The organism is Streptomyces vietnamensis (assembly GCF_000830005.1).
GTDB classification, from domain to species: Bacteria; Actinomycetota; Actinomycetes; order Streptomycetales; family Streptomycetaceae; genus Streptomyces; species Streptomyces vietnamensis.
In genome coordinates, this window is record NZ_CP010407.1 from 1,007,093 (window position 1) to 1,020,179 (window position 13,087).

Annotated in this window: 13 protein-coding genes; 4 read left to right on the top strand and 9 right to left on the bottom strand. The window is 71.1% G+C overall.

What is annotated here, in order from left to right:
* Positions 1-9 precede the first annotated feature (9 nt).
* Positions 10-210: a hypothetical protein gene (locus tag SVTN_RS44145; RefSeq protein ID WP_041127863.1), complete on the bottom strand. Its 201-nt coding sequence runs from the start codon at positions 208-210 to the stop codon at positions 10-12.
* Between SVTN_RS44145 and SVTN_RS04330 the strand changes: the two genes are divergently transcribed.
* Positions 211-693 carry a glycerate kinase gene (locus SVTN_RS04330; protein ID WP_052498953.1) on the top strand — a complete coding sequence of 161 codons (483 nt, stop codon included), beginning with the start codon at positions 211-213 and terminating at the stop codon, positions 691-693.
* Here SVTN_RS04330 and SVTN_RS04335 read toward each other — a convergent pair.
* The 8 genes from SVTN_RS04335 to SVTN_RS04370 form a co-directional block, all read right to left on the bottom strand.
* Positions 670-1,872, bottom strand: coding sequence for an MFS transporter (locus tag SVTN_RS04335; RefSeq protein ID WP_041127864.1), 1,203 nt, complete (start codon positions 1,870-1,872; stop codon positions 670-672). The genes SVTN_RS04330 and SVTN_RS04335 overlap by 24 nt on opposite strands.
* Positions 1,862-3,142, bottom strand: coding sequence for an ATP-grasp domain-containing protein (locus tag SVTN_RS04340; RefSeq protein ID WP_078908195.1), 1,281 nt, complete (start codon positions 3,140-3,142; stop codon positions 1,862-1,864). The genes SVTN_RS04335 and SVTN_RS04340 overlap by 11 nt, the downstream gene beginning before the upstream one ends.
* A 71-nt stretch (positions 3,143-3,213) precedes the next feature.
* Entirely contained in the window at positions 3,214-4,809 is a 1,596-nt protein-coding gene (locus SVTN_RS04345) for a class I tRNA ligase family protein (protein ID WP_041127865.1), read from the bottom strand.
* A 71-nt stretch (positions 4,810-4,880) separates the two neighbouring features.
* A complete protein-coding gene (locus tag SVTN_RS04350) occupies positions 4,881-6,029 on the bottom strand; it encodes an FAD-dependent oxidoreductase (RefSeq protein ID WP_041127866.1) in 1,149 nt (382 codons plus the stop codon).
* On the bottom strand, positions 6,019-6,849 hold the full coding sequence (locus tag SVTN_RS40880) for an SAM-dependent methyltransferase (protein WP_052498955.1): 831 nt from the start codon (positions 6,847-6,849) through the stop codon (positions 6,019-6,021). The genes SVTN_RS04350 and SVTN_RS40880 overlap by 11 nt, the downstream gene beginning before the upstream one ends.
* The gene (locus tag SVTN_RS04360; protein WP_159026414.1) at positions 6,846-8,138 is read right to left on the bottom strand and encodes an ATP-grasp domain-containing protein; all 1,293 of its coding nucleotides are present in this window, start codon (positions 8,136-8,138) and stop codon (positions 6,846-6,848) included. The genes SVTN_RS40880 and SVTN_RS04360 overlap by 4 nt, the downstream gene beginning before the upstream one ends.
* Positions 8,135-8,476, bottom strand: coding sequence for a cupin domain-containing protein (locus tag SVTN_RS04365; protein WP_052498957.1), 342 nt, complete (start codon positions 8,474-8,476; stop codon positions 8,135-8,137). Before SVTN_RS04365 ends, SVTN_RS04360 begins: the two co-directional genes overlap by 4 nt.
* Positions 8,469-9,815, bottom strand: coding sequence for a lysine N(6)-hydroxylase/L-ornithine N(5)-oxygenase family protein (locus SVTN_RS04370; RefSeq protein WP_078908199.1), 1,347 nt, complete (start codon positions 9,813-9,815; stop codon positions 8,469-8,471). The genes SVTN_RS04365 and SVTN_RS04370 overlap by 8 nt, the downstream gene beginning before the upstream one ends.
* 387 nt (positions 9,816-10,202) lie before the next feature.
* Between SVTN_RS04370 and SVTN_RS04375 the strand changes: the two genes are divergently transcribed.
* From SVTN_RS04375 to SVTN_RS04385, 3 genes are all read left to right on the top strand, one after another.
* Positions 10,203-11,363 (top strand): agmatine deiminase family protein, encoded by a 1,161-nt coding sequence (locus SVTN_RS04375; protein ID WP_041127867.1) that lies wholly within the window; start codon positions 10,203-10,205, stop codon positions 11,361-11,363.
* A 335-nt stretch (positions 11,364-11,698) separates the two neighbouring features.
* The gene (locus SVTN_RS41805; protein WP_052498959.1) at positions 11,699-12,160 is read left to right on the top strand and encodes a hypothetical protein; all 462 of its coding nucleotides are present in this window, start codon (positions 11,699-11,701) and stop codon (positions 12,158-12,160) included.
* A 38-nt stretch (positions 12,161-12,198) separates the two neighbouring features.
* On the top strand, positions 12,199-12,492 hold the full coding sequence (locus SVTN_RS04385) for a hypothetical protein (RefSeq protein WP_041127868.1): 294 nt from the start codon (positions 12,199-12,201) through the stop codon (positions 12,490-12,492).
* Positions 12,493-13,087 lie beyond the last annotated feature (595 nt).

Sequence of the window (13,087 nt, forward strand, 5' to 3'; positions counted from 1 at the left end):
GAGGTCGTCTCATCTGGTGCCGGAGAGAGCCCTTGATACGAGTAGGGCGAGCTGACGCAGGCGCTCGTAGTACTGGGTTCCTGTGAGTTCGGTGATCTGAGGGACGACTCGGTCCAGGTCCTCGATGCAGCTCTGCAGGATGCGGGTGCGCTTCGGGTCGAGAACGCCGCCGTTGTCAGCCCGCTGTACGGTCCAGACGGAGTCGCCCATGTGTTCGGACCCCAGAAGGGCGCCCTCCCCTCGACTGTCGAGCTCCTCGACGAGTGGCTGCGACGACTCGCTCCCCTGCCGGGGGTCGGCTCGGCCCCCGGTGGCGGTGCGGCCGGCGACGTCGGCGCCGCGCTGCTCGCCCTCGGCGCCGAGATGACGCCCGGCGCCCCTCTGATCCGCGAACTGACGCACTTCGACAGCCGGCCGGGCACGGCCGACCTCTGCCTCACCGCGGAGGGCAAGGTGGACGCCGGCACCGACGCGGGCAAGACCATCAGCGCCGTCGTGGACGCCTGCGCGAAAGCCGCCGTCCCCTGTGTCGTACTCGGTGGAACCCTCACCCCGGACGCGGACCGCCTGTATGGGCGGGGCGCCACCGCCGTCCTGCCCATCGGTAAGGGAAGAAACCGCGGCGCCGTTCCTCTGCGGTTGCCGGCCCATGCGGGTCCCGTCGCTGAGCTACCTCCGATCGCGGCGGAGTAGCCACACCGCTGTCGTCGCCAGGACGAGGACCGTCGTGGCGACGGCCAGCCCGGTGTAGAGCCACGCGACGCCGAGCCCCGGGGCGTTCGCGACGCGCACCCCACTGAAGCTGCCGACGGCCTCGCCGATACCGGTGGCGAGGGCGGCGAAGGAGAAATAGGCGGCGTGGCGCTCCGGGGGGCCGGCCGAGCCGACCAGTACGTCCAGGGCGGGCATCAGCAGCATCTCCGCGAAGGTGACCAGGACGACTCCGGTGAACAGCCACCCGACGCTCCGGCCGGTGCCCAGGCAGGCGAAGGCCGCGGCGAAGCATCCGAAGCCGAGGAGGCAGAGCGCCCTCGGCGTCACCCGCAGGCGGCCGGCCAGGAGGGTCACAGGCAGTTGCAGGGCGATGATCAGAAGTCCGTTGACAAGGAAGACGGTTCCCAGGGAACGTCCACCGCCGAGGACTTCCTTCGCGTAGAGCGGGAGTGTGGCGAAGAGCTGGGTGTAGAGAACGAATCCGAGGGCGGTCAGCGCGAGCGGGATGCGTAGGTCTCGGTCCTGTGCGAGGACACTCCACTGCGCGCGCAGGGTGCCGGCCGCCGTGGGCCCGCGGTTCCCCGGTGGGCGGGCGACCAGGACGAGACACAGTGCCATCGCGTTCACGAGGGCCGCGGAGGCGCAGAAGGCGGCCATGCCGAAACGCTGTTGGACGGCCACTCCGGCCAGTGGCCCCAAGGCCATGCCCAGGTTGACGGCCACCGCCTGGGAGGCGAAGCCCCTGGCGCGTCCCTCGGCGGGCGCGGCGGCAGCGATGAGCTTGAGTGCCATGGCGTTCATGCCGAACCCGAGCCCGATCACGGGGAGCGCGAGGGCCAGGGCCAGCGGGTGTCCGTCCGTCGCGGCGAGACCTCCGAACGCGACCGTGCCGAGTCCCAGCGCGACGGATATCGCGGTGCCCGGGCGGAGCCTGCCCAGGGCGGGTCCCGCGACGATGCGCATGAGTCGAAGGCTGACGACTCCCTCCGTGACCAGGGCCGCCACCGTCCCGGCGGAGTGACGGCCCTGGGTGAGGTGGAGCGGCAGCACGGTGAGCAGTGCCCAGACGGCGCAACAGGCCAGTGTCCACTGGGCGAGTACGGCGGCCCCGGCCGCCCTGCCCGCCCCGCGGGGCCGTGCGAGGACGTCAGTTCCCATGGCCGGCCGTCGCGGGTTCGGCCGGCTGGGTGAAGCCGGGGTCCGCTGCCCGTGCCGCCTGTTCCAGCACCTCGCGGACGGCGGTGTGGCTGCCGCGCCGGGCGATGACCGAGCCGAGGACACAGCTCATGTAGTCCTGGGGCGGGAGCGCCACCCGGGTGCCGACGGCCTGGTCAAGGGCCACGTGCTCCACCCCGGGGAGTTCGAGCACGGCGTTGAGTCCGTTGAACCCCGCGAAGGTACCGGCACGCGGGCTGATGAGCTGACGGGATCCGGCGGAGAAGGCGGTGCGCGGGGTGAGATCCGGGGCGTTGCCCGTGGCTACGGCGATCGTGGCGGCGTAGAAGTCGATTCCGGTGGCGAGCGGGATCAGGTGCGAGGTGATGTAGCCGCCGCCGATCCGCCCGGCGACCTCAAGGAGCCGGGCCGTGCCGTCGGGCAGCAGACGGCATTCCAGGTGGAAGACGCAGTCGCGCATTCCGGTCGCCCGCACCGTCTCTGTGGTCAACTCCTCGAGGGCACGCTGCCGGGCGGGCTCCAGGCCGGTGGGATGGACCTGCAGATACTCGATGGAGTACTCGGGGGCGACCCACTTGTCGGTGATGCCGACGATCCAGACCTCGTCGCCGACCACGAGACCTTCGATGCTGTGCTCCGTTCCGCCGAGCAGTTCCTCGTAGATCAGTTCACCGGGCCTGGCGCGGAAGATCGGGTCGCGCTCCGGGCGGGTGAAGGCCCGCAGCAGCTCGTACTCGCCGGCGAGGTCGCGCGCGCTGTCGATGCGGTGGATGCCCCGGCTTCCGGACGCGCTGGTGGGCTTGAGGATGGCCGGGTACCCCACTCTGTCCGCGGCGGAGCGCAGGGAGCTCTCGTCGTGGACCCGGGCGTACGCGGGCATGAGGTCCGGCCTCCCCGCCGCCCCGAGGGCCTCGCGGGTCAGGAACTTGTTGCGTACGGTCCGGGCGGCCGCGGGCGGGAGGCCGGGCAGGCCGAGCTCCGTCGTCAGGGCCGAGACGAACTCGACGTCGCGGTCCCCCCAGGTGACCACTCCGTGGACGGCATGGCGGCGGGCGAGCGCGAGCGCCGCCTCGCGTGCGGCCGTGGTGTCGAAGGTGTCCACGACGTGTGTCTCGGCGACGAGTTCGGACGCGAAGGGCGGCTCGCGGTCGGCGAGTACCACGACGTCGTAGCCGAGCCGGTGGGCGGCGAGCGCGGTGGCGTTGACCTCCAGCGGGGATCGGCGGGTGTTCACGAACAGCACGGATGGCATGAGCGCTCCGGAAGACTCTGGGTCTGGGTGAGGGAAGGGCGACAGTGAGGTGGTGGAGGGGAGGGCGGCCGTCAGTGGCACCGCTGGGTGAGCGCCCGTACCTCGGCTGCGCTCACCGGCGCGAAGCGGGGCAGGCTCCCGGGGGTGGGCGAGGCCAGGGGCACGGTTCCGGAGGAGAGCACGCGGGCTGCCGTGGTGAGGGCCGGCGTACCGGGGATCTCCAGCCGGTTCCAGACCAGGTCGGCCCAGCGCGGCATGAGCGGTGCGGCGAGTGCGGCCAGCGCGGCGAGGAGGCCGGGGGCGTCGGCGGTGTCGATCGCGCCGGCCGCGAAGGCCAGCCAGTCGTCCACGGCCTCGGCGGCTGCGGCGAGGTCGCCGGTGGCGAAGGCCCTGCGGTGTCTCGCGGCGGCCTCCTCGAACCGGCCGAGGACGTGCACCGGCTCCGGGCAGGGTGGCGGTCCGTACATGTTCTCGCAGGCGTCGAGCAGCAGGGAGAGCCGTCCCGCCAGCGTCACCGTGACATCCGCCGCGAACGCGTCCGGGGAGAAGTCGGTGGGCTTCTCCCCGGGGCTGAGCCGGGCGAGGTGGAAGCGGAGCGCGTCGGGGTCCAGGCCGGCCGCGACGTAGTCCAGCACCCGGATGACGTGGTTCCGGCTGGTGGAGAACTTCTCTCCGTCGAGCGTCATGAACTGGTTGAAGCGGTACTCGTCCGGGGCGGAAGGTATCCCGGCGGCCTCCTGGACGGCGAGCTGCATCAGCAGCGGGAGCGCCCCGTCCATCCCGAAGCACAGGGTGAAGCGCGGCCGGGCCGTCCCGTCGGGCAACAGCGGATTGCCCGGTAGGCCGTGCAGTCGTGCGTGCTGCCGGCCGGCCAGGAGGAACATCGCGGTGGTTCCGAGGCCGTAGGTCGAATGGACCTGCCGAGGTGCCGGGGGAAGTTCGGTCGTCCAGGGGATGCCCCAGCCGAGCGGGTGGGTCAACCGCCAGACGTGCCCGTTGAGTTCCAGGTAGCGGCGGATGAGGTCGACGTAGTCCTCGGGCACTCGGCGTTCCCGCGCCATGTCCAGGAGCACCGGCGCGTCCAACCGGAGGAACGCCGAGGCGGTCTCGGTCACAGCGACACCGCCGCGCGGGTGCCGGGGGCGCGGGTCGCGCAGATGCGCGGGCTGGAACCACATGCCGCAGGCCTCGCAGGTGTACCCGGCGACCTCTTCACCGCAGTCGGGGCAGCGCCCGGCGAGCCAACAGGCGACGAGCTCCTCTCCGGTGTCGGCGTCCGTGAGGAGGCGTTCCCGGCGTATCTCGACCCGTCCCCGTTCGACCAGCCTCTCGGCGAGCCCGTGATGCCAGTCGCGGTGGTCCGACGCCACCTCCTCCTCGTGGACGTCGAGGAACACGTCGGGTCGGCACGAGGTCGCGGTCAGCGCCGCCTCGATCCTGCTGTGGTGGTCGCGAGCGGTGTCCTCGGGGCTTCGGGCCTCACGGCGGGCGGCGTCGAGCACGTACGACTCCCAGCCGTCGGTGGCGGAGAAGGTGGTGACGCGGTGTCCCTCGGCGCGCAGGTGGCGGGCGAGTGCGTCGGCCGCCAGGAAGGGGCCGCCGAGGTGCCCGAGATGGAGTTCGCCGTTGGGGGTGGGCAGGGCGGCCAGAATCAGATGATCGGTCATGCGAAATCCGTGCATCCATTCGAGAGGGGGAAGAGGGGTTGGCGAAGGAGGAGCGGTGGCACGCCCGGGGGTCAGCGGGAGAGGATTTCGAGCGCCTGGTCCGCCATGCCCCAGCAGAAGCGGGCGCCGCCGCCGGACGCGGCCGTCGCGCGCACGACGCCCGGGGCCGGTCGGTCGATGAGCGGTGTGCGGTCGGGTGTGTAGCCGTCGATCCCCAGCCGGCCCGCCCGCGCACTCGCCCCCAGCCCCGGCAGGCGACGACGCAGTACGCGAAGCCCCTCGTCGAGCGTGTGGTCGTCGAAGGCGGCCCCGCCGTCGTCGGGTGCGAGGTCCCACCGGTCGCTCCGGAAGCTCGCCCAGGCGCCGCCCGGGAGGCCCGCGCCGGCACCCGCGGGCAGCAGGAAGAGGTCGTCGTCGGGAAAGCAGACCATCGGCGCGTGGGGCGGGAGGTCCCGATCGACATGGAGCGCCGCCATCCGCTTGGTTCGCCAGGCCTGCCGTCCCCGCCCGTCGGCTCCGGGCCCGTGCACGACGTCCGGGCCTGCGGAGGCATGGCCGGGGGTCACCTCCGGGCCCGGCCACGGGCCGGTGGCCAGTGCCGTGCTGTTCGCTGTGATCACCGTCCCGTCGGTCAGCGTCAGGCGCTGTCCGCCTGCGGGGTGGGCCTCGACCCGGACCACCCGCGCGTCGCTCAGCACGCTCCCGCCCGTGCCGGCCACCGCGTCCTTCAGGGAGGCGGTCGCCGCCGGGGTGTCCATCACCGCCATTCCGCCGCGTACGGTCGCCAGCCCGTCTCCCGGCCTGAGGGCCGGTTCGCCGCAGGCGTCGCGGGCCGTCTCCACCAGTGCGGGGGACGCGGGCTCCATGGCCGCTCCCACCGTGGAGCGGGCCAGCCCCTCCAGGGTGTCGGCGGCCGCGACCACCAGAACCGGCACCTGACGCAGATGCGGGCGGATCAGCCGGAGGACGGCGGGGTCGTGACGGCGGGCCGCACCACGCTCCAGCAGCGCCCTCTGCCCGGGCGTGGCCGCCCAAGGCGCCAGGACGCCCAGCGACCACCGGGTGGCCGTGTCCCGCACGCCCTGGTCGAGAATCACGACGCGCCCGCCGGGACGGTCGGTGAGCGCCCCGAAGGCGATGGCGGCGCCCACGATCCCGCCGCCGACCACCGCCAGATCCGCGTCCGTGGCACGGCCGCGTCCGGTCCGGTCAGCCGGCATCGCGACCGCCGTGGAGTACGGCCACGATCTCCGTGCGCCGCATGCGCCCCGCCCGGTGCTCGTCGCGCAGCACCTCCACCTCGGCCAGGTACCGCTCGCCGGCCTCCTCCCCCATCTGCGTCCGCAGCTCCGGCAGTCGGCGGGCGAGCGCGCCGTGCAGGCGTTCCACGCAGTCGGCGTCCGACTCCGTCAGATCCGTCGTCTCGATGTCGAAGCCCGCCGCGCTCAGGGCACCCTCCCAATCCGGGCATGGCGTGAACAGCCCCTTCTGAAGGGTCAGTTCGACGTCGCGGGGGGACTGCGGCCGCAGCACGCGGCTGATCACGAGAACCACTGCCGGATGCTCACCGCGCAGCAGTTCCCGCCAGCGCCGCGTGGTGGTCACGGGGTCCGACCAGTACCCGGATCCGATCGACAGGACCGCGTCGAACGAGCGAGCGGGGAATCCGGGGTCCGCCATGTCCCCCACCGCGTAGGTCACGCGACCGGCCTCCTCGCGTCCGGCCAGCCGGGCACGCGCCACGCCCACGGCGGCCGGGCTGGCGTCCAGGCCGACGGCCTCGCAGCCGGTGCGGGCCGCGAGCGCCGCGGTGAGCCCGCCGGTTCCGCAGCCGGCGTCCAGCACCCGGGTGAGCGGCGACCAGCCGAGCCGGGTCGCGAGCCGCTCCAGGTAGTCCGGGGTGGCGCCGCTGAACTGCCCGGCGAACTGGTCGCCGAGGGCCTCCTCGTAGGCCGCGTCGATGGCCGGGATCTCCTGATAGGAGTCCCACTCCTCGGCGATCGCCGCGAAGGAGGAGCCGGTGGGCGTTCCGCTGGTCATCGCTTGTCCTCTTCTTCGAAGTCTTCCGCGGGCCGGTCCGTGTCGTCGTCCCAGCCTCCGATACGTACGGTGCGGACCCTCAGGCCGGCGAGCAGCGCCTCGACGCGGTCCGCCGCCGCACGAGTGCTCTCGGCTCCCAGGCACACCGTGCCGACCCGGTCGCCGGACGACGCGGCGGTGACGACGGTGTCGCCGGGTGCCAAGGCGAGTTCGGCGTGGATGAGTCCGTCATGGGCGGCGACCGTTTCCCATCCGTCGATGGCCGTGACGACGCCCGCTTCGGGCAGGACGAACCGGACGGCGGCGCCCCGCACCGGCCTGCCCGGGAGGGACACCGCAAGGCCGAGCAGGTCGTCGTGGAGGCAGCCGAGCAGTTCGAGACCGGGATGGGCCCACTCGACCATCGCGTGGAGCCAGTCCCCTCCGGGCCGTACATGGACCTCGCCCAGAACCGGGCCTTCGGCCGTGAGCCAGCACTCGACATGGAAGATCCCGTGGGTCAGCCCGAGCGCCTTCAGGGCCCGAGTGGCCTCGTGGGTGATCTCCTCGTGGCGTCCGTCGGCGAGTTCGACGGGCGTGACGTGCCCGGCCTCGACGAAGGTGCCGGGGGCGAGAATCTTCCCGGTCACGGCCAGGGCGTACGGTGTGCCGCCGGCGAAGACGCCCTCCACGCTGAATTCGGGACCGGTGACGAACTCCTCGACGAGCACGGGGCCGCTGTCCCCGCCCCCGCCGGCCAGGGCCAGCGCGGCCGCCGCTTCGCCGGGGCCGTCCACGCGGACGACGCCTTCACTGCCCGCCGCGTCCCTCGGCTTGACCACGGCGGGGCCACCGTGCCGGGCCAGGAAGTCCTCGATGTCCGCGGTGGACGAGCAGAGGGAGACGGCCGGCTGCCGGAAGCCGAGGTCGTTCAGCGCGAGGCGGCACAGATCCTTGGTCCGCACGGTACGTACGAGTTCCGGCCGGTTGCCCGCGAGTCCGAGGGCGGCGGCCACCTCGGCGACGGCCACGACCGAGTACTCGCGGAAGCCCGTCACCGCGTCCACCGGGTGACGCTCGGCGTATGCGAGGGCCCAGGCCACGCAGGCCTCGGGGTCGGTGTAGTCGACGGCGTGCGTCTCGTCCGCGAGGAAGGCGTACTCCGGGGCTGCGGCGAGCGCTTCGGCCGTGTCCGTGACGACGATCCGGCTGCCCCGCGCCTTGAACTGGGTCAGGGCGCGCAGGCTCAGGTCGCGTCCGTGTCCGGCGCCGGCAGGGGCGGCGCCGCCCAGGATCAGTACCGTGCTCACGCCGACCACCACACCGAGAAGACGGTCAGCGGGGTGGATCCGGTGTTGTGGACCCGGTGCGGCTCGCGGCTCGCGAAATGGAACGAGTCGCCCGTGACCACCAGGTGGGCCTTGCCCTCGTGTTCCAGACGCCCCTCGCCGGATCCGACGAACCACGTCTCCACCACGTCGTGGAGGTCGACGTCGGTCGACGTGCCGGGCGGAAGGACGAAGACGGAGGAGGAGAAGGGCGCCGGGATGCCGGAGAGGTCGTGCTCGCTCAGCACGATCCCGTCGGGTCCCGGCAGGTCCGGGAGGCATGTCACCGGTCCGCCGCTGCGGGCGTTCGGGTCAGGCATGGGTGATCCTTTCCTGAGGGGTGGGGGTGTACGGTGCCGGTTCCCGGGACCACGCGACCGTGGTGGTGTCCTGCTCCGTCCGGTACAGCTCACGGCCCGCCACCGCATTGGCGATGACCGCGTTGCGCCACGCCATGAGGCTGAGGTTGGCGTCGGCCACCCCGTGAGTGCTGCCGGCCGCGCCCTGCACGAAGATCCGGCAGCCGGGCGGCCCGTCGAACTCGATCGCGTAGTCGGGCCGCACCCGGAAGGCCCCGGTGTCGTCGAGCGGTATGAGGTCCCGGAGGGGACCGAGGTAGGCCGGGATGCGGTTGCGGTAGCCGGTGGCCAGGATGACGACGTCGGCGCGTTCCCGCCGGACGCTGTCGGTGTCCATGTCCCGGGTCACGACGCTGAGGGGGCCGTCGTCGGGCGCTCCGTCGACGGCGAGGAGCTCCTGTCCCGGGCTCAGACGGTACGCGCAGCTGCCGGGCCGCAGGGCGTCGAGGCGGTAGAGCTGAGCGTGGATCGCGTCGAGGAGTTCACCCGACACGCCGTCGCTGGTCATCCGCTGCCTGCGGAGCAGCTCGGCGCGTCGCTCGGCGGAGAGACGGGTGAAGTGACGGACGTAGCCCGGGAAGTACCACTCGTTGCTGAAGGCGGAATCGTCCAAGGGCAGGAAGCCGTCCCTCCGGGTCGACCAGACCAGGGAGGAGGGAAGCATGTCCTTGTCGCCGAGCAGCCAGTGGACGATCTCCGCACCGGACTGGCCTCCGCCGATGACGACCACTCGTCTGCCGAGCGTATCGGGCGGTCGACGCATGATCTCCGCGGAGTGCACGACACCCTCGCCGCGGGCCGTGACGCACCCCGGCACGTACGGAGCCCGACCGCTGCCCAGCACCAGGTTCCGGGTTCTCGCGAGGGGTCCGGTCACGCCCCGAACGACTAACGCGTCTCCGTCCGGACGGACTTCGGTGATCTCGGATCCGAACGTCAGCTGAGGCATCAGACCGGCGGCCCAGCGGTAGTACTGCTCGAACTCCTCCCGCGGGGTCCCGCTGCGTGAGGCGATCAAGTGCCGGTAGAGACGGCCGTGTTCGGCGAGGAAGTTCAGAAAAGAGAATCGGGATGTCGGGTCGACGAGAGTGACCAGATCCTTCAGGGGTGACACCTGAAGACCAGCCTCGGGAAGCATCGCCCCGTCGTGCCACGTGAAGCGGGACCGACGCTCGAAAAACCTTGTGGTGAGACCAAGTTCGGGATCGAGAAGGGCTGACAGTCCCAGGTTGGCCGGCCCGATGCCGATACCGACCAGATCGCGATGCTCACAGTGATGATCCGTCAATTGTCCTTTCACCGAACCCCCTTCTCGCGGGTCCTTGCAGCGATTGTGCGCACGTCAGTCAACTCCCCCTGGACATACGGGTGTCCTTGTCACCACGGCGATTGCCGCGCTGCGGCGTGGAGGCACAGTCAACAGAGATCATCCAGCGCGCCGCCCCTGCCGGTTCGGAGCACCGCGCACGAATTCCTGACAGAAAGGCGCATTGACCGATGCCGGAGAAGATTGCCGTCGGGTCACGTGGGCGCAGACCGCCCGAGACTCAACCGCCCGGCCGCCGGCCGCACCGACACCGCGCCCCGACACGGCACGGCACGGCACGGCGCTCAAGGATCTTGACTGAATTTTCAGTCCGGGCCAGGATGGGCGCGACGTCCTCCCGTCCCTCACCAAGGAAGTCCCATGACCACCCCCCTCACGTCCCGACGCCGGCTTCTCCAGCTCGGTGCGACCGCCGTGCCCCTCGCCGCCCTCGGGTCCGCGATGCCCACGCCCGCCGTCGCCGCCACTGCCGGATCGGGGGCCACTCTGCGGATCCCCGCGGAGACCGACCCTCACGTCCGTACCTTCATGGCCTGGCCCGCGCTCTCGTCGGTCTGGTCGACGCAGCTCAACGGCGTCCGCGACGACATCGCGCGGGTTGCCTACGCCATCTCCCGATTCGAGCCGGTCGTCGTCCTGGCGCGCCCCTCTCAGGCCGCCGATGCCCGGTACATCTGCGGCCCCGGTGCGTACCACGGCATCGAAGTCGTCGAGATAGCCAACGACGACCTCTGGATCCGCGACTTCGGCCCCACCTTCGTCGTCGCCCCCGGCGCCATCGCCGGTGTGGACACCAACTTCAACGGCTGGGGCAAGACCGGCACAAGCTACTACCAGCCCTACGCCAACGATGCCGTGGCGGCCACGACGCTGCTGGGTCGGTACGGGGTCAACAGGATCCAGGCTCCGTTCGTCGGAGAGGGCGGTTCGCTGGAGACCGACGGTCAGGGCACTCTGCTCGCCACGGTCAGCTCCCTGGTGAACAGCAACCGGAACCCGGGCATGACCCAGAACCAGGTGGAGCAGTCGCTGAAGTGGGCCCTCGGCATCGACAAGGTGATCTGGGTCCCCGGCCTGGCCGGCCAGGACATCACGGACTGCCACATCGACTGCCTCGCCCGCTTCGTCGCACCCGGCAAGGTGATCCTCGACCAGCCCGGCCCCGGCACGAGCAGCAAGTGGGTCGCCGTCTACAACGAGACCAAGAAGGTCCTGCAGAGCGCGACCGACGCCCAGGGACGCCGACTGGACATCACGGAACTCCCCGGACCGGACCGGCGGTACATCCGAGGAAGGGGCACGGACTTCCTGTCCAGCTACACCAACTACTACACCGTGAACGGCGCGGTTCTCGTGCCCCAGTTCGGCGACAGCTACGCCGACGACGTGGCCTACGGCATCCTGCGGACCGCGTACCCCGGCCGGACCGTCGTCCAGGTCAAGATCGACAACATCGCCAGCGGCGGCGGTGGCATCCACTGCTCCACCCAGTCCCAGCCGGTCGTACCCGCGGCGGTCTGACCCCCGGACGCAAGACGACGTGGGTGGTGACCGGGACCCTCTGCTGTGACCACCCACTCACCCCGTACAGCGCCGCGAGTCGCCGGGGCGGACCAGTACGTGGTGGGAGGGACGGCAGCCCACTGCCCGATCGCGGGTGAGGAACGCGCACCGGCCCGTACCGTCGAGACGGCCACCGGCAGCACACCCGGCAGGAAGCGCCGGCGGCCTCGACGGCAGCGCGGGTCGGGACGCGCGACCAGTCGTTCCCTCAGCGTCCCGGGCCAACCGGGTTTCGTTGTCCTGGACACCCGGTCGACCGTGCCCAGCGCGGTGTGTCATCCAAGGAGATCACCATGGCCAATGCGGACATGCCGGACGAGAAGTCCTGGTACGCGGCTCGCTGCGTGTTCCGGTGGGATGCCTGGGAGGGCACACCCTACGAGGAGCGCCTGACTCTGCGGCACGCCGTCTCGAGGGACCAGGCCATCGCCGGGGCGGAAGGCGGGGCACGGACCTATGCCGGGGAAAACGAGGTGTTCGTACTGTGGCATGCCCGACATCTCGTTCTGGAGGAGGACGGCCGAACGATCCACCGGGATCCGGACGGTGAGATGCATCTGGATGAGGAGGAATGGAGAATCGTCGGCGTCTACGCCGACAGGGCGGCGGCCGAGGCGCGGAAAGAGGCTGTGATCCGGCTTCCGGGATTTCGGGACGAGCCCCACTGCTTCGACATCTCCCCCATGGTGATCGATCAGGACGAGTGGGTCGACGGGTACGTCACCGTGTACCCGGACGGACGACAGCAGGACTGAATCGACACGGGCCGAACCTGCACGGCAAAGGGCATGCGATGAACCAGACCTTGTATCTCCTGGTGCACAGACATCACTTTTCCCTCGACCCCGAAGACGGCGCCGCTGATTTCATGGAAGACGGTGAACCGCTCTTCTGGGACGACAGCGAGGACAACATCAAAGTCCTGGGGCTGTATTCCAGTAGGAAGCTGGCCGAGGAACGCATCGAGCGAGCACGGTCCCTTCCTGGCTTCAGGAGCACTCCAGAGGGGTTCTGCGTGCACGAGTACACCGTGGGAGAGGGCCACTGGCCCCATGGGTTTCGCGTCGACGAACGCGCGACCGGGTGACGAGGTCACCTGCACATGACCAGCGTCTTCGGGGCCGCACATCGCGCGCAGATCTGCGGCTGGACCTCCTCGACGGACTCACCCGGTGCCCGGTACCGCGGCACGGTGTATGCGGCGGCGAATGTCCGCACTCGGCAGGTCCGGTCGATCGGCGCAGGCGGCGACGTGCCTGGCGGCACGACCGGCCCGTGACCCGGTCGGCGGAAGTCGGAGATCATCACGTTCCGTGAGAATTTTTCTCAAGAGCCTCAAAGCAGGTGGGCACGACACGGTCCTCTCCACCGTGCGGCCTCCCGGGCGGGCGTCATGGCGACTACCTCGACGGACGAGGAGTTCACGCTCGTCGCCGACGCGCATGGCGCGAACGCCTACCCCCGAGCTCATGGCGGCGGAAGGCTCGCGAGCTTGGACAACGTGCCGATCATCCTGCGGCACCACTGGTCGAGCATCTTCAACGAGGAACCCCGCTTCCGCGCGGGTGCAGCACTGTGGACGGCAGTTCGTTCCGGCTCGGCGGACCGGAAGCGGGGCTCGCCCACCGTTCCCCGCAGCTCGGCGGCATGCCACCTTCTCCGGCCCGGTCTCTCCCCCGAGC

Coding starts and splice junctions, on each gene's coding strand:
- SVTN_RS44145 (WP_041127863.1), bottom strand. CDS start 210: ATGGGCGACTCCGTCTGGACCGTACAGCGGGCTGACAACGGCGGCGTT.
- SVTN_RS04335 (WP_041127864.1), bottom strand. CDS start 1,872: ATGGGAACTGACGTCCTCGCACGGCCCCGCGGGGCGGGCAGGGCGGCC.
- SVTN_RS04340 (WP_078908195.1), bottom strand. CDS start 3,142: ATGCCATCCGTGCTGTTCGTGAACACCCGCCGATCCCCGCTGGAGGTC.
- SVTN_RS04345 (WP_041127865.1), bottom strand. CDS start 4,809: ATGACCGATCATCTGATTCTGGCCGCCCTGCCCACCCCCAACGGCGAA.
- SVTN_RS04350 (WP_041127866.1), bottom strand. CDS start 6,029: ATGCCGGCTGACCGGACCGGACGCGGCCGTGCCACGGACGCGGATCTG.
- SVTN_RS40880 (WP_052498955.1), bottom strand. CDS start 6,849: ATGACCAGCGGAACGCCCACCGGCTCCTCCTTCGCGGCGATCGCCGAG.
- SVTN_RS04365 (WP_052498957.1), bottom strand. CDS start 8,476: ATGCCTGACCCGAACGCCCGCAGCGGCGGACCGGTGACATGCCTCCCG.
- SVTN_RS04375 (WP_041127867.1), top strand. CDS start 10,203: ATGACCACCCCCCTCACGTCCCGACGCCGGCTTCTCCAGCTCGGTGCG.
- SVTN_RS41805 (WP_052498959.1), top strand. CDS start 11,699: ATGGCCAATGCGGACATGCCGGACGAGAAGTCCTGGTACGCGGCTCGC.
- SVTN_RS04385 (WP_041127868.1), top strand. CDS start 12,199: ATGAACCAGACCTTGTATCTCCTGGTGCACAGACATCACTTTTCCCTC.